Below are 16,241 nucleotides of genomic sequence, written 5' to 3'. Positions count from 1 at the left end.
GACGCCGGACTCACGCGACCGGCAGCAGGGCGCCGTGGTGGTGGCGGAGCAGATCTTCGTGGGCGGGGGTGAAGAGTTCGCGCCCGATGCCCACCGCGAGTTCGTCGGCGGCGGCGGCCGGTGGTGGCGGAAAGTCGGCCGCCTCGGGTGGGACGGGATGGCCCGTGGCGAGCAGGAGCCGGGTGAGGGCCCGTTCGCGGGCGTCGGTGGAACCGCCGAGGGCGGGGCCGGCGAGTTCTTCGTGGGTGATCACACAGATCGCCGGGTGGTGGAGCAGCCATCGGCCGCCGTGGGCTTCTCGCATGCCGGGGAAGCCGGGATCGGTCAGGGCGAGCGTGATCTTGGCGTCCAGGGTGGGCCGGGTGGCGAGGATGTCGCGGTAGACGAGGTGTTCGGGGAGGGAGCCGACGCGGTCCGCGGGCTGCGAGAGGGCGCGGATCTGGCTGATGATCCGGTCCCGGATGTCACGGTGGTGGTAGACGATCGGCGGCTGGGACCGGGTGTGCCAGGTGCGGAGGAAGTCCGCGTCGGCGCTGTGGAGGTCCAGGCCGTTGACGTACCAGCAGCCCCGGCCCGGCAGCAGGGTGAGCAGCGTGGTGTCCGGCAGTCGGGCGAGGCGGGACTCGGTGTCCGGGTCGACTGGTGAGTGGCGGGTGGTGGGCTGGCCCAGCCGGGTCCACCACACCCGCCACAGGGCGCCGACCGCCTGGTGGAAGGCGGATTCGAGGGATTCACGGTCCTGCCGCGGATTCAGCAGCAGGGCTGTCCGGTCCGGGCCGTAGGCGGCCGTGAGCAGGGAGTACACCTCGCCGGGGCCGGGATGCCCGGCCCCGGCGGCGGGGTCGCCGCTCATCGTGCCGTACGAGGTGTAGCCGAGGGCGCCGGTGACGTCCGCCAGCAGCGGGGTGCCGCTGCCCGGCTGGGAGACGGCGATCATCTGGGGCACGGCCATGGAACATCTCCCGGAAGAAGGCGGGGCCCGTCCGGCCCCGGCTGCGGCGACTGGCCCCGCGGTGGGGCGGGTTCAGCGGGGTCCGGCCGCCGTGACGGACGTGGTGCGGGCGAGGAGCAGGTCCTCGTAGGTGTGATGACGGCGGGTGGTGGCGCGGTCGTGGAGCAGCCGGGCCGCGCGGGCCCCCTCGCCCGCGTCGGCCAGCGCGCGGGCGAGCGTGTCCTGGATGATCTCGCGCTCCACCCGTACTCCGCCGATCTGTGCCGCCTTGTCGCCGAGACCGCTCAGCAGGTCCGCCGCCGCCCGGGGGCGGCCCGCGGTGACCTCCGCGAGCGCCTGGACCACGGGGGCCAGGACGTCACGGAAGGCGGGGCGTCGATCGGCGGCGGCCCGGTGGGCCAGGGCGTACAGATCCTCGGTGGCGGCCTCCACGGCCAGGGCGAGTGCCAGGTTGAAGGTGTGGAAGACCTCCGCCGTCCCGCCCGGTTCGGCCAGCAGTCGCCGTACGTGCTCCAGGTCGCTGCGGCCCGCCGGGGTCTGTCCGGCCAGCAGCAGCCGCCAGTTCGTCGCGGCCCGCATCCCCACGTCGCCGCGCGTCAGGGCCGTGTCCGCGCGTCGCCGCGCTTCGGGGAAGTCGCCGGTGGCGATCGACTGGAGTGCGGCGTGCCAGTTGAGATGCCGCGACTGCACGGCCCCCGGGTCCGCCGCGAGCCAGTCGTCCAGGAACGCGACGCACGCGGGGCCGGTGCCCAGTTCGTGCTCCGCGTGGGCGAGGGCGTGTGCGGCCACGCCCGAGCGCGGGTACAGGGTCAGCGCCCGCTCGGCCAGCAGGTGGGCCTCCCGCGCCCGGCCCTGCTCCGCCCGGGTGGCGGCGAGCCGGCTCGTCCAGGGCCAGTTGGCCGGGCCTGCCGCTGCCGCCTGCTCCTCGACGAGGGCATCGCCGTAGGCGCGGTAGGCGGGGTCCCCGCAGGCGTGGAAGGCGCCCAGCATGAGCCCGGCCACCTCGTCGGCGGGCCATCGGGCGAAGTGCGTCACCAGGTGATCGGCGCTCAGCCGGTAGTGCCGGTGGGTGTGGAGGAAGACGCCGTGGACGAGGCTCGCCTGCCGCTCCCCCGCCGCCAGCGCGTCCCGGTGCGCGACGACCAGTTGCTCCTTCAACTCGGCGTCGCCGAGCCCGTCCGCGGTCGCCAGCATCAGCAGCGCCCTTGCCACACCGCTGTCCGGTTCCCCGGCCGCCCACGCGTTCAGCAGCGGCAACGCCCGCCCGCTCAGGGCCAGCAGCTCCGTCACCGCACGCGTCGCGACCTCGGCCTCCGCCTCGGCCCCGGCTTCCGGGGCCGGTCCGTTCAGCACCATCCGGCTGGTCTTCCGCCGCTTCCCCTCACCTTCGGATCAGACGCTGGACCCGAACAGGGCGGTGCAGACGATGCCGCTGCTGCCGCAGTGGTTACGCGGCAGACTGAGCGGCAGACCGGCCTGGTTACCGGCCCCCAGCCCGCTGCCGGCCACGGTGGCGCCCTCGGACCGGGCGCCCGTCGGGTCCTGGTTGGCGCAACTGTTGCCGAAGACCGCGTTCCCGATCCCGACGACGTTCGCCTGCGCGGCGCCCGCCGGGAGGAGCGCCGCCCCGGCCACCGCACCGACCACCGCGGCCCGCACGCCGGCCTTGCCCACCCCCTTGCCCACGCCCGCCTTGCTCACGCCGCCGCTCATGGTCCGCAACTCCACGCTCATCGCTGCTCCTTCGCCGGAGGCTCCCAGGGACGCGGTCCCGGTGCCTGTCACAGAGCGTGCCGCACGCATATTCGTCCGGCCGCACTTGATCAACGACATCCCGGCGGCTCCGACACGCGGGGGCGCGATCCTCGCGGCGTACGCCCGCGCACTCCGTTCGGCGAGCGGGTTCAGCCGGCGATCTGCAGGAGGAACCGCAGTGCCTCGTGGGAGGGCGAGCCCGGTGGGGCGGTGTAGGCCACCAGTTGCTGGTCGGGCCGGGTGTCGACGGAGAACTGCTGCACATCGAGGGTGAGCGTGCCGGCGACCGGGTGGTGGTACGTCTTGGTGAGCTGCCTCGGTCCCCGGACCTGGTGGCTGGCCCACCACGTACGGAAGTCCCCGTCGCGGACGCCGAGTTCGCCGATCAGCGCGGCCAGGGCCCGGTCGGTGGGATCGCGTCCGGCCTCCATCCGCAGGACCGCGACGCATTCGCGTGCGGCGCGTGGCCAGTCGGCGTACAGGGCGCGGAAGTCGTCGTCCAGGAACGTCAGCCGGATCAGGTTGCGCTCGGCCGGGGGCACTTCCCCGAAGTCGGTCAGCAGGGCGGCCGCCGCCGGATTCCAGGCCAGTACGTCCATGCGGCGGTCGAGGACCATGGCGGGGATGTCGCGCATGCCTTCGAGCAGCTGCCGCAGCCGGGGGTCGACCGGCTGTCTGGCCGGTGTCCGGGCGGGGGCGGGTTGCGTGACATCGGCGACGGTGAACAGGTACGCGCGCTCGTCCGGGGCGAGATTCAGCGCGTCGGCGAGGGCGTCGAGGACGGGGCGGGAGACTCGGCGCGTACGGCCCTGTTCCAGCCGTACGACATAGTCGACGCTCACGTGCGCGAGCCGGGCCAGCTCCTCGCGGCGCAGGCCGGGGACGCGGCGCAGCGTCCCGTCGTCCGGCAGGCCCACCAGGTGCGGGGTGAGGCTCGCGCGCCGGGCGCGCAGGAAGTCGCCCAGTTCGTTGCCGTCGTAAGCGGCGCCACTGTGTCCCATGACTTCCAGTCTCCGCCTTCGCGCGGCCATGTGCCTGGTACTGGTCCGCATAGGCAGGACCGTCCCTGGCACCTGCCGTCGGCCGGCGCGACGGTGGGAGACGTGGCCGACGGAAACGGAACCGGTCGGCCACCCCTCGTAACCACCGGAGAGGACGTCATGAGGACAGATGTCGCCATTCCCGGCGCCGGCCCGAAGCTCGCCGGCCACCTCTACATCCCTGCCGGCGAAGCCGCCGCCCCGCGCCCCGCGATCGTCGTCGGCCACCCCGGCGGCGGCGTGAAGGAGCAGACCGCCGGCCTGTACGCGCGGCGCCTGGCCGGGCGGGGCTTCGTCACCCTCGCGTTCGACGCCGCCTACCAGGGCGAGAGCGAGGGCACCCCGCGCGGCCTGGAGGACCCGGGGCAGCGGGTCGAGGACCTCAAGGCCGCGGTCTCGTACCTCACCACCCGTGACGAGGTCGACGCCGACCGTATCGGCGCGCTGGGGATCTGCGCCTCGGGCGGATACGTACTGCCCGCCGCCGCGACCGACCACCGCGTCAGGGCCGTCGGCACCGTCAGCGCCGCCGACATCGCCCGCCAGTTCCGCCTCGGCGCCGACGGCGCCCAGGATCCCGCCGTGATCCAGCAGCTGCTCGACGCGGCTGCGGCGGCGCGGACCGCCGAGGCCCGGGGCGAGGACGTCCAGGGCGAGGATGTCCAGGGCCTCACGCTCTTTCCCGACACCATCGAGGAGGCCCGCGCCCAGGGCGGCCGGCACGGCGCCGAGGGCTTCGAGTACTACCGCACCGACCGCGCCCGGCACCCGCGCTCGGCGCAGACCTTCACCTGGTCCAGCATCGACCGCATGGTCTTCTTCGACGCCTTCCGCTACGTCGACCTGATCGCGCCGCGCCCGCTGCTCATGATCGCCGGACGCGAGGCGGTGACCTCCTGGATGAGCGTCGAGGCGTTCCAGAGCGCCCGCGGCCCGAAGGAACTGCACTGGATCGAGGGCGCGAGCCATGTGGACCTCTACGACAGGGAGCAGTACGTCGGGCCTGCGATCACGAAGCTGACCGACTTCTTCCGGACACACCTCGGCTGAATGCGCGTGCGCGGCCGCCCCGCCCCCTGCCACGATGCGTCTCATGGATGCCGACAACCCCGGCGGGCTCCGGGTCAGACGCGCGGACGCGTCCGACTGGGCCGCGCTGGCCGAGATCGATTCCGTGGCCGCGGCGGGCGACGACGTACGGCGGGACAGCATCCGGCGGTGGTGCGAACGCGGGCTGGTCCTGCTGGCCGAGGACTCGTCGGCGGCGTACGGACCGTCCGTGCCGTTGATACCGCCGGGGCCGCTGGGCTACGCCGTGCTGGAGTACACCTTCTTCGAGCAGGGTTTCCTCACCCTGCTGATGGTCTCCCCCGATGCCCGCCGGCGAGGCGTGGGAGCCCAACTCCTCACCGCCGTCGAGGCCGTGTGCACCACCCCGAAGCTGTTCACCTCCACCAACGTCTCCAACCACCCCATGCGGCGGTTGCTGAACCACGCGGGCTGGCGCAGGGCCGGTATTCTCCACGGCCTCGACGAAGGAGACCCCGAACTCTTCTACCTCTGCCCGAACCTCCGCGCGCGCCGGCGCACTCGGGAAATAGAAGCGCGCGAGGACGGAACGTACTGAACGGGCCGAGACACGAAGTCCCGGGCCCGTTCAGTGCACTTGGCGGTACCGACTGCAGTTGACGGATGCTCAGCGGTCGCGGACGCCGAGCGCGACGACCTGGGTGACCGCGTCGTCGGCGAAGTTGTCGTCGCTGACCAGGACCAGCGTCCGCTCGCCGCCCGGCAGGGCCGGACCCCACGTCATGCCCTCGGTGTTGTCGACCGTGGACAGACCCAAGTCGTCGAAGTCCGCGACCAGTTTCTTGCGCATCGGTACGACCCGCTGTCCGGCCAGGGAGTCGATGTTCCGCACCTCGGTCGCACCACGGGTCGTGGCGTCGTAGACGCGGATCTTGTAACCCGAGCCCGCCACCCACGAACGTTCGAGTACGAGATAGCGGCTGGGGTCCTCGGGGAACGCGAGGATCGAGGGCACGCCGGTGTCCGGGGGCCACGGGCTGGACGGGTCGGACTCGGCGAAGATCTTCTCCAGCGGGTAGGCGAACTGCGCCAGCACGGCGCCGTCGCGGCTCTGCTGGGTGACGCGGACCAGGGCGCCGCGCTCCAGGGTGGGCTCCGGGCCGTCCTGGAGCAGCGGACCTTCGACGGCGCTGGTCAGCACGCGGTCCTTGTCCCCGAAGGTGATCGCCTCGACCGCCTTGTTCCGCCGGGGGCCCCGATCGCCCCTGGTGACCTCGTAGTTGGGCGGCAGCGTCAGTTGGCCGCGGTAGGCGCCGGTGCGGCCGGCGAACTGGATCGACGGCTGGATCAGCGGGTCGCTCGCCGACCTCGGCCGGTCGCCCTCCTGCGCCCACCAGTACCGGCAGCTCCGGGGGTCCACCCGTACCTCTTCCGGGTCCACGGCCTTGCCGTCGCCGGCGCTCGCCGGCGGGTAGACCGAGCCGTCCGGCTGGCGGAACGGGTGGGTGGCGGTGAAGTCGACAGCGTGCACCCCGGCGCCGTCCACCGCGATCCGCGCGGTGTAGAAGCGGGCGGGCTGCAGCACCGAGCGGTCGTCGCTGATCATGACGTACTCGCCCGTGCACGGATTCCGGTCGATGCCGGACAGCCCGCCAACGGTCGTGCCCTGGAAGGCGAGTGCGCGCGGCACGATCTTCTCGCCCAGTAGCCGGGCCTTCGCCCCGATGGCGGCTTTCGCGCCGGCGGCGGACTTCGCACCGGCGGCGGACTTCACGGCGGTGCCGGGCCTCGCGGAGGTGCCGTCCGACTGGGCCGCCACCGCGGGGGCCATCGTCGTGGCCAGCACCAGGGCGGCGGCACACGCGCGGCGGATCAAGGAGGATTTCATGTAAGCGATCTTGGCCCCGTACACGCACCGAGCGCAGTCACCCGTAAGCGTGATGAGGCCACGCAGCGGAGTGACGCGGCCGCGAGGGGCGGTGCGTCCGCGCCTTCCGCGGCCGGCCGTTCACCTTGAACTGTGGCGTACGTGCCGGGGAAGCGCGCCTCCCACGAATGGGCCGACCGGCCGGTCGAGTTGGTGCCGGCCGATGTCTCGGTGGTGGGCCACGACGGCTCGATGATCACGGAGTTCACCGGCCCACCGCTGACCACGGTCCGCCGGCCCACGTCCGGGCTCGCCCTGGAAATCGGCCGGGGGGTGCCGGCCCTGGTGAGCAATCGCGACGTACCGACGGGCGAGCTGCTCCTCGATCCCGAACTGGTCACCCTTCGCGACTCGCTGCCCGTACTACACCCGGCCCAGGCGGGACAGCAGCCCCCGGTGTGCCCAACCCGTCCGGCGCAGTCCCGCCCAGACGCAGCAGGCGGCCATGCCGATCGCGAGTGCGGCGGCACCGGGCGCGGACGGGACGGCGGCCATCACGGCGACTCCGATCACCACGGCGACGATGCCGTCGAACTGCCAGGCCACGATGCGTAGTCCGGAGAGGTCGCCGAGTGGCGTGATGATCGGGAGGAGCAGTTCGAGCGGCAGGTGCAGCTTCATCTCCCGCAGGAATCTGGCGCCGAGCACCAGCACCAACGACCCAGCGACGAGCAGGACCGTGTTTCCCGGGCGTCCGCTGTGAAGTGACCACCGGGTCATGACCGCCAGGCCGCCTCCCAGGCACGCACCGGCCGTTACGGCGACGACGGGCCAGGCCAGCGTGCGGGCGAGCGCCCCGCCCCACCACTCACCGAACAGCGGGGCCAGGGTCAGCTCGTCGCGCAGACCGCGCCAGGTCTCGCTCACCCAGCCGGATCCCAGGTACACACAGACCGATCCGGCCACCCACGCCAACAACGCCAGGCCGCCTTCCGGACCGCCGGGTCCGGACGCCGCGCCGTGCGTCAGCGCGGCGCCGCCGATCAGCAGGAGGGTTACGGCCGCACTCGCGCGACCGGGCGTTCGGAGTGCCCGAATCGCGCCCTGGGCGAGATACCCGCGAAGGCGTCCGTCCGAGCGGATCAGGGCCGAGGTGAACCCGCGCGGCTCCGGCCGGTACAGATCGAGCGCGTGGTGGAGCGTGCCCGTCCACGCGTACGCCTGGGCCTGGGAGGCGCGTGCCGACTCGCGTGCGAGCCGGGCGAGATCGACCGTACGGATCGATCGGAAGGCCGCGCGTCCGAGAGCCGCGGCCGTGACCGCGAGCAGGCCGGCGACGAGCCACAGGCCGCCCGCGCCGTCCGGAGCCGACCGGGTCGCCACGGTCACGACGAGCGCCCCGACGCCCACGGCGGAAGCCGGCAGGAGATTGTCGGGCACCGCCCGTACCTGGCCCCAGAGCCAGGCCGTCGCGGCGACGGCGCTGATCCCCACCGCGACCGCGAGACCCGGCAGCGCGGTGCCGAGGCGGGCGAACAGGTCGGTCGCGAGGTACGCCGCCGCGCACGCCGACAGCAGCGTGGCCGTGCTCGCGTACACCAGTCGGCGCCGGGCGATGGTGCCGAGGTAGCGCGTCGGGGAGAGGTCCGTGGACATGAACACGTGCAGCAGGAAGGGCTGGATCACCAGCGGTCCCCAGAACCGGCCGGCGAGTTGGGCACCCCAGCACCCCGCCACCGCGAGCGCGCACGCCAGGGGTGTCGCCTCGGTGAGGGACCCCACGGAGACGAGCGCCGGCGACGTGCTCCGGGCGTGGACCATCGGCACCAGGTAGAAGACGCCGAAGAGAGCGACGAGATAGACGGTGTACGCGCGGCCACGCACCGTGGCCCGGTCGCCTCGGCGGGCGTACCGCTGCCGTACGGCGTGGACGCGACCCCTGGCCCCGGATTCGGGGGCCGCGACGGCCCGCGTCGTCATCCCAGCTCCACGCGGCTGTCGCGCGCTTCCACCAGCGCGGCCTCGTGGGTGGCGACCAGGAACGCCGTGCCCTGCTTCGCCCGCTCGGTGAGCAGCGCGGCCACCAGCTCGACGCGGTCGCTGTCGAGGTGCCGCTCGGGCTCGTCGAGCAGGACGACGTCGGCAGGGCGTACCAACGTCAGCGCGAGGCTGAAGAGTTGGAGCTGTCCGGACGAGACCTGATGGGGGAACCGTTCACCCAGCGGGGACAGTCCCAGCCGCTCGATGATCCCTTCGGCGCGTTCGGCGGTGTCCGGGGCGTTGCCGTACCAGGAGGCGGCGACCAATGTCACCTGCTCGCGCAGCGTCATGTCGCGGGCGAAGGGGATCGGGTCGACGAGCGAAGCCACGAGACGCCGGTGCGACGGCCGCGCCATGTCGGCGGGTTCGCCCCGCACCGAACACGAACCGGCCGTCAGACTCCGACTGCCCAGGAACGCGCGCATCAGAGTCGTCTTCCCTGAACCGTTGCCGCCCGTGACACACCAGAACTCGCCCGGCATCACCGCGAACGTCGTGGGTGCGAGCAGCGTCGTACCGCCCAGTGCGACCGTCGCGCCGGCCGCCGCGATCACCGGGACTCCGGTCACGTTCCCCTCCAGAGGCACAGACGTCTCTCATGAGCGTGCGCCGCAATTCTCGCCCACGCACGCCCCGTTGACGCCCGGGACCGCCACGGGGGTGGCTGAAGGCCGTCTAGGCTCGCGGCATGACGATCACGTACGAATGGCGGGGCGACTTCGAGAACACGGACGTCAACGTGTTGCACGCGGAGGGCTTCGACCACCCGCCCCTGGACCTCGACTGGCTGGCGCGGGTCCACCGCCACAGCCTCGGCTGGGTCTGCGCACGGCGCGAGGGAGAACTCGTCGGCTTCGTCAACGTCGCCTGGGACGGCGGCGTCCACGCGTTCATCCTGGACACCATGGTCGGCGCTGCACTCCGTCGCTCCGGGATCGGAGCCGGACTCGTCGCCACGGCCGCCGAAGAGGCCCGCGCGGCGAAGTGCGCATGGCTGCACGTCGACTTCGACGACGACCTGCGGGCGTTCTACTTCGACGCCTGCGGCTTCAGGCCGACGAACGCGGGTCTCATAGCGCTCTGAGCGCGCGCACAGCGATCACCGCCCCCGTCCGGGGCCGGTGTGCCTCAACCGGCCGTCGAAGGCGAGTCGTCGCCGATAGTGTCGGGCCGACCGGACCACGGGTACACAGGAGTACGGGTGCGAGGACGCGTCACATGCATGGTGCTGCTGGCCGGTGCCGGTGTCGCTCTGGCCGTGTTGGGGGCGCTGGCCGCCAACGCCGCCACGTCGGACGCGCGTTGGCCCGGCGTCCTGGATCTGTTACGGCGGAACTCCTGGGAGTCCGTCGCGGGTACGGCCCTGCTGGCGGTCCTGGTCGCCGTCGCCGTGGCCGTACGGCAGGAGCAGCCCGCCGCCGCCGGTGATCCACCGCCGCCCGAGCCCCCACCGGTCGCCGACTGGGTGGTCGACCGCGGCCAGGGGGACGACGTCGTCGCGGCCGTGTGCGGCAGCGGTGGGGCCGTCGGGATCACCACCTCGTTGTCCGGCGCGGGCGGCTTCGGCAAGACGACGCTGGCCGGGGTGGTGTGTGCCAACGCCCAGGTCCGGCGGCGGTTTCGGGGCCGGGTGTACACCGTCACCATCGGCCGGGACGTACGCGGCCGGGCCGCGATCGCGGCGAAGGTGGCCGAGGCCACCCGCTTCATCACCGGGAACACCGAGGAGTTCGACGACCCCGCTCTCGCCGGCGCCCATCTGGGCCGGCTGCTGAACCAGCGCCCACGCACGCTGCTGGTCCTGGACGACGTGTGGGAGAGCGAGCAGCTCGCCCCGTTCCTGCGCGGTGGGAAGCGCTGCGTACGTCTGGTCACGACCCGTATCCCCTCGCTGCTGCCGCCCGGCGCACGGTCGATCCCGGTCGACGAGATGTCGCCCGACCAGGCGCGGGCCGTCCTCACCTGGCAACTGCCGCCCCTGCCGGACGACATCACGGAGGCGCTGCTGCGGGCCACCGGCCGGTGGGCCCTGCTGCTGCGCCTGGCGAACCGGCTCATCGCGGAGCAGGTCGCCACCGGCGCCGACGTCACCACCACCGCCACCGACATGCTGCGGGAGCTGTCCGCGCACGGACCGGCGGTCGTGGACCCTACGTCGGGCGTCCTGGATCTGGACGATCCCGAACGCAGGAACCGGGCGGTGCGGGCCACGGTCGAAGCGGCCACCACGCTGCTTCCCCCGGGAGGCGCCGACCGCTTCGCGGAGCTGGCGGTCTTCGCGGAGGACGAGGCGGTGCCGTTGTCCCTCGTCGCGCGGTTGTGGGGCGTGACCGGTGGTCTGACCGAGTCGCGGTCCCGTGCCCTGTGCGCGGACCTGGAACGGCTGTCGTTGCTGTCGCTGTCCGCCGAGAGCGAGGGCCGGATCACCTTGCACGACGTGATCCGCGACTACCTGGCCGGTGAGCTGGGCGAGGCGGCGCTGGCCACCGTCCATGCCCGGCTGGTCGACGCCGTGGCCGACGACCTCCCCGCCGCCGGACCTCTGGCCGCCTCCGCACCCGACCCGGGCAGGGCGTGGTGGGAACTGCGCGAGGGCTATCTGCTCGACCATCTGATCGAGCATCTGCTGGCCGCCGGTCCGCCCGAGTTCGCCGAGGCCGTGGCGAGCGACCTGCGCTGGGTGGAGACCCGGCTGGCGCAGCGCGGTCCCACCGCCCCCTGGAGTGATCTCACCCGGATCGGGGGCCCCACCGCCGCCGCGCGCGCCCACACCATCGCGCAGGCCGCCCATCTCCTCACGCCCACGGACCCCGCCCAGGCGTTGACGTCGGTTCTGCACAGCCGCCTCGAAGGTCTCCCGCTCTGGGCCGACCAGGTGGCCGCGCGGCTGCGACCGCCGCCCCCGGGGCCGGTGTTGGTCAACGCGTGGCCCCCGCCGGACCTCCCGGTTCCCGCACTCCTGCGTACGCTCACCGGATTCACCGGCCCGGTGGACCGGTTGGCGATCGCACCGAACGGCACCTGGCTCGCCACCACCGAGGGGACCGCCGAGGTACGCGTCTGGGACCCCGCCACCGGCACCTGCACCTGCACTCTCACCAGACCGAGGGGCAGGAGGAACGCGGTGGAGTCGATGGCGATCGCCCCTGACAGCACCTGGATCGCCACCGCCAACGGCACGGACAAGGTGCGGATCTGGAACCCCGTCGACGGAACCCCCACCCGCAAGATCGTCACACCCAACGTCGACGACATCCCGCAGTCGGTGAGGTCGGTGGCGATCTCACCGGACGGAACCGAGGTCGCCCTCATCAGTGACAGGGAGACGGGCGTCTGGAACCCCGCGGGCGGATCCGCCGTCAGCTCTTTCACGACCGGCAGCACCCGCGGTGTGTGGCAGGTCATGAGGGCGAACGACGGGACGTGGATCGCCTTCCTCGGCTACGGCAGAAAGGTGCGCATCGCGTGCCAGGACGAAGCCGTGTGCACCGTGGTTCTCGACGATCCCGCAAGCCTGGTGGAGTTGGTGACGGTCGCACCGAACGGGGCCTGGCTCGCCATCGCGAGCGACAACGGCACCGTACGCCTCTGGAACCGTCGCACGAAGAACTTCACCGCCACCCTCACCGGGCACACCGGCACGATCCGGTCGGTCACCGTCTCGGAGAACAGCACCTGGATCGCCACCGCCGGCGACGACGGAACAGCCCGGATCTGGAACCCCGTCAGCGGTACCGGCACCGCCGTGCTCACCGGCCACACCGGCCCGGTGCGGTCGGTGGCGATCTCGCGGAGCGGGGCCTGGGTCGCCACCGCCGGTGACGACCAGACCGTACGCGTCTGGAACCGGAGCACCGGCTCCTGCGACGCCGTACTCACCGGCCACGCCGGACGGGTGGAGTCGGTGACGTTCGCCGCGGACGGCAGCTGGCTGGCCACCACCAGCGACGACAGGACCGTACGGATCTGGAACCGTACCGGCGCGGGGCCCCCGGTCGCCGCGAACGACCCCGTCCGGCACCTGGAGCTGGTGGCGATCCCGGCCGACGGCGGCTGGATCGCCACCAGAAGCGCGGAGAGCGACCTGCGGATCCGGGACCGCGCAAGCGGCACGAGCACGTCGGTCCCGGCGGGCGGGACCGACGGGGAGGAGCCGGTCGCGATCGCACCGGACGGCACCTGGCTCGCCACCGCCGACGGGCAGGGGACGCTACGGATCCGGGACCGGGCGACCGGGACGAGCACCGGCACTTTCGCCGGGCACGCCGGTTCGGTGCGGTCGGTGACCGTCTCGCCGGACGGGACCTGGCTCGCCACGACCGACGGGCAGGGGATGCTACGGATCTGGGACCGGGCGAGCGGCACGTGCACGCGCACCGTGCCCGCGTACGGCGCGGAATCGGTGACCGTCGCGTCCGACGGAAGCTGGCTCGCCACCACCGGTCAGGACATGACGGTGCGCGTCTGGGACCGGACCGGCGGGGCGTGTACGTCGGTCCTCACCGCCCACACCGACGGAGCGACGTCGGTCTCCGTCGCACCCGACGGTGCCTGGCTCGCCACCACCGACGCGCAGGGAACGCTACGGATCTGGGACCGGGCCACGGAGCGGGTGGCCACCCTGATGCGGGTCGACGGCCCCCTGCACTCCTGTCTGTGGGCGCCCGACAGCCGCGTCGTCGCGGCGGCCGGGGAGCGGGGACTGTATCTGTTCGCGCTGCGCCGGTGACCAGGACGCACGGGGACGGGTGCCGCCTCAGCGGCCCGCGTGGCGGATCTTCAGCCGGCCGAAGCCCATCGTCCCGGAGATCCGGATCGTCGGACCGCCGGGGCGGGAGCGCCGCGGGGGCTTGTAGTGCGTGTCCTTCCAACCGGTGTGCAGATTGTCGATGTCGACGATCGCGTCACGAGGCACCGTGATCTTGGCCCTGCCGGTGCCGAGCTGCAACTCGATGTCGACCACCGAGTGTTCGACGACCGCCCGCGACAGGTCCAGATGCACCCTCCCGAAGGCGGACTCGACCTTGAGGTTCCGAGGTACCCGCCATGCGCCGCCCCGCCGGATCCGTCCGCCGGCGGCGGCGATCGTGGACGTGGTGGCCGGCTTCTCCGCCGGGAGCGCGGCCAGTGCCGGCGCCAGCTCGCTGTGGGTCCTGGCGGTGAGCGCGGTGTGGAGGTGTCCGTCCATCTCCTCGTGGGAGATGTGCCCTTCGGCGTACGCCTCCTGGAGCCGCCGCACGGCCGTGTCGCGGTCGTCTTCGCTGATCGGTCGCTGCGGGTTCTCCGGCAGGGGGGTCACCGCTTCACTCTAGTGGGCGACGGGGTCGGCACAGGCCGGGACCTTGAACACGGGCTCGGCCGCCTCCTGTTCACTCCGGTCCGGCGCGTGTTCGCTACGGCCCGGCGCGTGTTCGCTGCGGCGCGGAAACCGCCTTGCACGGCCGCCGGGCGGAAGTCATGATCCCTGGATGGTTGAGAGCCCGTACACCGACGGCCGCGCGGGGATCGACGCGGCACTGGTGGGACGTCTGATCGCGGCCCAATTCCCGCAGTGGAGCGGCCTGTCCGTCACGCCGGTCGAGGTGGACGGCTGGGACAACCGGACCTACCGGCTCGGCGACACGATGACCGTGCGCCTGCCGACCGCCGAGGGCTACGCCCCCGCGGTCGACAAGGAGAACCGGTGGCTGCCGAAGCTCGCGCCGTCGCTGCCCGTGCCCGTCCCCCCGGTCCTGGCCGTGGGGGAACCCGGGGAGGGATATCCGTTCAACTGGTCGGTCCGCGGCTGGCTGGACGGCACGACCGCGACTCCCGACCGCATCGACGACCTGCCGCTCTTCGCGACGTCGGTGGGCGAGTTCCTCCTCGCCCTGCAACGCGTCGACGCCGCCGACGGCCCCCCGGCGGGCGCGCACAGCTTCTACCGGGGCGCTCCCCCGGCCCACTACGACGACGAGACGCGCCGGTCCCTGGCCGCGCTCGGCGGTCGCGGCGACACCGCCCGTGCGACGGCCGTCTGGGAGGCGGCCCTCACCACCAGTCGACAGGAGCCCCCGGTGTGGTTCCACGGCGACATCGGCAGCGGCAACCTCCTCGCGCGGGACGGGAAGTTGGCCGCCGTCATCGACTTCGGTACGTCGGGTGTCGGCGATCCCGCGTGCGACTTGGTGATCGCGTGGACGATGTTCTCCGGCGACAGCCGTGCCGCGTTCCGCCGCACCGTCGGGCAGGACGAAGGCACTTGGGCGAGAGCCCGCGGCTGGGCGCTGTGGAAGGCCCTGATCACCCTGGTCGATCTCGGCGACACCGACCCGGCGGGGGCGGCCGTCCACCGCCGGGTCGTCGATGAAGTCCTGGCGGACCACGACCGGTTCGGCTGAGCCGTCCAGGTGGTCGGGTACGGCCGTGCCGGTCGTCGAGCCTCCGATCGCCCCTGGCGCCTCAGACGGTGAAGGCTTCGACGAGCGTCCAGATCGCGAGTCCGGCCATGCAGGCCGCGCCGATGCGCTGCACCGTCTTGAGGGGGACGCGCTGGGCGATGAAGCGGCCCGCGAGCAGGGCGAGGGCGGAGACCGACATCAGCGCGAGGGCCGAGCCGATCGCGGTGGGCAGCCAGCCGTTGCTCGCGGCCAGGTTGGCCGTGGTGATCTGGGTGAGGTCGCCCCACTCGCTGATGAAGACGGCCATGAACGCGGTGGTGTAGACGGGCCAGAAGCCGGTGACGGTCTTGCCCGCGCCGTCTTCGTCGTCATCGTCCCCGCTGCGCAGCAGGACGACGGCGCCGAACGCGAACAGGGCGGCGGAGACCAGCTTGACGGCCATCTCCGGGAGCATCCCCAGCAGACTGCCGGCGCCGACGGCGATGGCGACGTGCACGATGAAGGCCGTGGAGGTGCCGAACCACACGTACAGCGGCCTCATCCGGGTGCCCATGGCCAGTGAGGCGAACATGGTCTTGTCGGGGAGCTCCGCGAGGAAGATCAGCCCGAAGGCGGTGAGAATCGCCAGGGGGTCGAAGGTCATTCTCTTGCTCTCTGCTGGGGCCGGGCCGTCAGCTCGTACGGCACCCAGAGGGCGACGGGAAGAACCACTCGACCCGGCACGACGGACGGCCCCCACAGAAGTGCGGGCCGGATCATGCCTTGGCCGAAGGTCTCGTCCGCCCCGCAGATTATGCGGTGGCCCGGTGGCCGGGGCGCCCTCAGGCGTCCAGTGTGTCGACCAGCGGTTCTCGGGACTACTCCCCTTCGCTGCCAGACAGCCTAACAGCCGGGTTCGGAGCGGCCCACCTCGCAGCACTCGTGACTGCCGGAATCGCCGTCCTGGCGCCGGCCGGGATCAACGCCCCCGCGCAGGCGGCGGCTACGGGAACGCCCGTCGGCGCCTCGGCCGAGGCCGAGGCCGCCTGGCCGGCTGGCCGGCTGTACATCGGCACGTACAGCAGCGGGTCCGCGTGCGTCGCGGGTTCCGTACCGGCGGAAGCGGCGCCTTACGGTGCAACGGAGTTGGTCCCTCCAGTTGTCTGACGCGTGTGCCTAACGTCCACGGGCAGACGGTT

At 72.7% G+C, this 16,241-nt stretch carries 14 protein-coding genes and 1 pseudogene; 6 read left to right on the top strand and 9 right to left on the bottom strand.

Features of this window, described 5'->3' with window-relative positions; all coding sequences use genetic code 11:
• Positions 1-10: 10 nt before the first annotated feature.
• The 4 genes from ACFUN8_RS08680 to ACFUN8_RS08665 form a co-directional block, all read right to left on the bottom strand.
• Entirely contained in the window at positions 11-952 is a 942-nt protein-coding gene (locus ACFUN8_RS08680; protein WP_383633564.1) for a hypothetical protein, read from the bottom strand.
• Positions 953-1,024: 72 nt separating this feature from the next.
• Positions 1,025-2,308, bottom strand: coding sequence for a hypothetical protein (locus ACFUN8_RS08675; RefSeq protein ID WP_383633562.1), 1,284 nt, complete (start codon positions 2,306-2,308; stop codon positions 1,025-1,027).
• A 36-nt stretch (positions 2,309-2,344) separates the two neighbouring features.
• Positions 2,345-2,686 (bottom strand): chaplin family protein, encoded by a 342-nt coding sequence (locus ACFUN8_RS08670; protein ID WP_383633560.1) that lies wholly within the window; start codon positions 2,684-2,686, stop codon positions 2,345-2,347.
• Between the two features lie 170 nt (positions 2,687-2,856).
• Positions 2,857-3,708, bottom strand: a complete 852-nt coding sequence (locus tag ACFUN8_RS08665) for a helix-turn-helix domain-containing protein (RefSeq protein ID WP_383633557.1) — start codon at positions 3,706-3,708, stop codon at positions 2,857-2,859.
• Between the two features lie 159 nt (positions 3,709-3,867).
• On the opposite strand from ACFUN8_RS08665, the gene ACFUN8_RS08660 reads away from it, so the two are divergent.
• The gene (locus tag ACFUN8_RS08660) at positions 3,868-4,797 is read left to right on the top strand and encodes an alpha/beta hydrolase (RefSeq protein ID WP_383633554.1); all 930 of its coding nucleotides are present in this window, start codon (positions 3,868-3,870) and stop codon (positions 4,795-4,797) included.
• A gap of 43 nt (positions 4,798-4,840) precedes the next feature.
• A complete protein-coding gene (locus ACFUN8_RS08655) occupies positions 4,841-5,374 on the top strand; it encodes a GNAT family N-acetyltransferase (protein ID WP_383633551.1) in 534 nt (177 codons plus the stop codon).
• A 69-nt stretch (positions 5,375-5,443) separates the two neighbouring features.
• Here the strand turns inward: ACFUN8_RS08655 and ACFUN8_RS08650 are convergent, their stop codons facing one another.
• Positions 5,444-6,664: an esterase-like activity of phytase family protein gene (locus ACFUN8_RS08650; protein WP_383633548.1), complete on the bottom strand. Its 1,221-nt coding sequence runs from the start codon at positions 6,662-6,664 to the stop codon at positions 5,444-5,446.
• A gap of 132 nt (positions 6,665-6,796) precedes the next feature.
• On the opposite strand from ACFUN8_RS08650, the pseudogene ACFUN8_RS08645 reads away from it, so the two are divergent.
• Positions 6,797-7,045: pseudogene (locus tag ACFUN8_RS08645) on the top strand (substrate-binding domain-containing protein); the annotation flags it as partial.
• A gap of 21 nt (positions 7,046-7,066) precedes the next feature.
• Here ACFUN8_RS08645 and ACFUN8_RS08640 read toward each other — a convergent pair.
• Together ACFUN8_RS08640 and ACFUN8_RS08635 are read right to left on the bottom strand one after the other, a co-directional pair.
• On the bottom strand, positions 7,067-8,623 hold the full coding sequence (locus tag ACFUN8_RS08640) for a hypothetical protein (protein WP_383633545.1): 1,557 nt from the start codon (positions 8,621-8,623) through the stop codon (positions 7,067-7,069).
• The gene (locus ACFUN8_RS08635; RefSeq protein WP_383633542.1) at positions 8,620-9,252 is read right to left on the bottom strand and encodes an ATP-binding cassette domain-containing protein; all 633 of its coding nucleotides are present in this window, start codon (positions 9,250-9,252) and stop codon (positions 8,620-8,622) included. The genes ACFUN8_RS08640 and ACFUN8_RS08635 overlap by 4 nt, the downstream gene beginning before the upstream one ends.
• A 119-nt stretch (positions 9,253-9,371) precedes the next feature.
• On the opposite strand from ACFUN8_RS08635, the gene ACFUN8_RS08630 reads away from it, so the two are divergent.
• Complete coding sequence (locus ACFUN8_RS08630) at positions 9,372-9,767, top strand: GNAT family N-acetyltransferase (protein ID WP_383633539.1); 396 nt, start codon at positions 9,372-9,374, stop codon at positions 9,765-9,767.
• 138 nt (positions 9,768-9,905) lie between these two features.
• Entirely contained in the window at positions 9,906-13,412 is a 3,507-nt protein-coding gene (locus ACFUN8_RS08625) for an NB-ARC domain-containing protein (protein WP_383633536.1), read from the top strand.
• A gap of 27 nt (positions 13,413-13,439) precedes the next feature.
• Here the strand turns inward: ACFUN8_RS08625 and ACFUN8_RS08620 are convergent, their stop codons facing one another.
• Positions 13,440-13,982, bottom strand: coding sequence for a DUF1707 domain-containing protein (locus ACFUN8_RS08620; protein ID WP_383633534.1), 543 nt, complete (start codon positions 13,980-13,982; stop codon positions 13,440-13,442).
• 169 nt (positions 13,983-14,151) lie between these two features.
• On the opposite strand from ACFUN8_RS08620, the gene ACFUN8_RS08615 reads away from it, so the two are divergent.
• Positions 14,152-15,063, top strand: coding sequence for an aminoglycoside phosphotransferase family protein (locus tag ACFUN8_RS08615; protein ID WP_383633531.1), 912 nt, complete (start codon positions 14,152-14,154; stop codon positions 15,061-15,063).
• Between the two features lie 61 nt (positions 15,064-15,124).
• Here the strand turns inward: ACFUN8_RS08615 and ACFUN8_RS08610 are convergent, their stop codons facing one another.
• Positions 15,125-15,706 (bottom strand): TMEM165/GDT1 family protein, encoded by a 582-nt coding sequence (locus tag ACFUN8_RS08610; RefSeq protein WP_383633528.1) that lies wholly within the window; start codon positions 15,704-15,706, stop codon positions 15,125-15,127.
• Positions 15,707-16,241 lie beyond the last annotated feature (535 nt).

Origin of the sequence: Streptomyces sp. NPDC057307, from assembly GCF_042667665.1 — a bacterium.
Lineage (GTDB): Bacteria > Actinomycetota > Actinomycetes > Streptomycetales > Streptomycetaceae > Streptomyces.
This window is presented reverse-complemented; position numbering and strand designations above follow the sequence as displayed.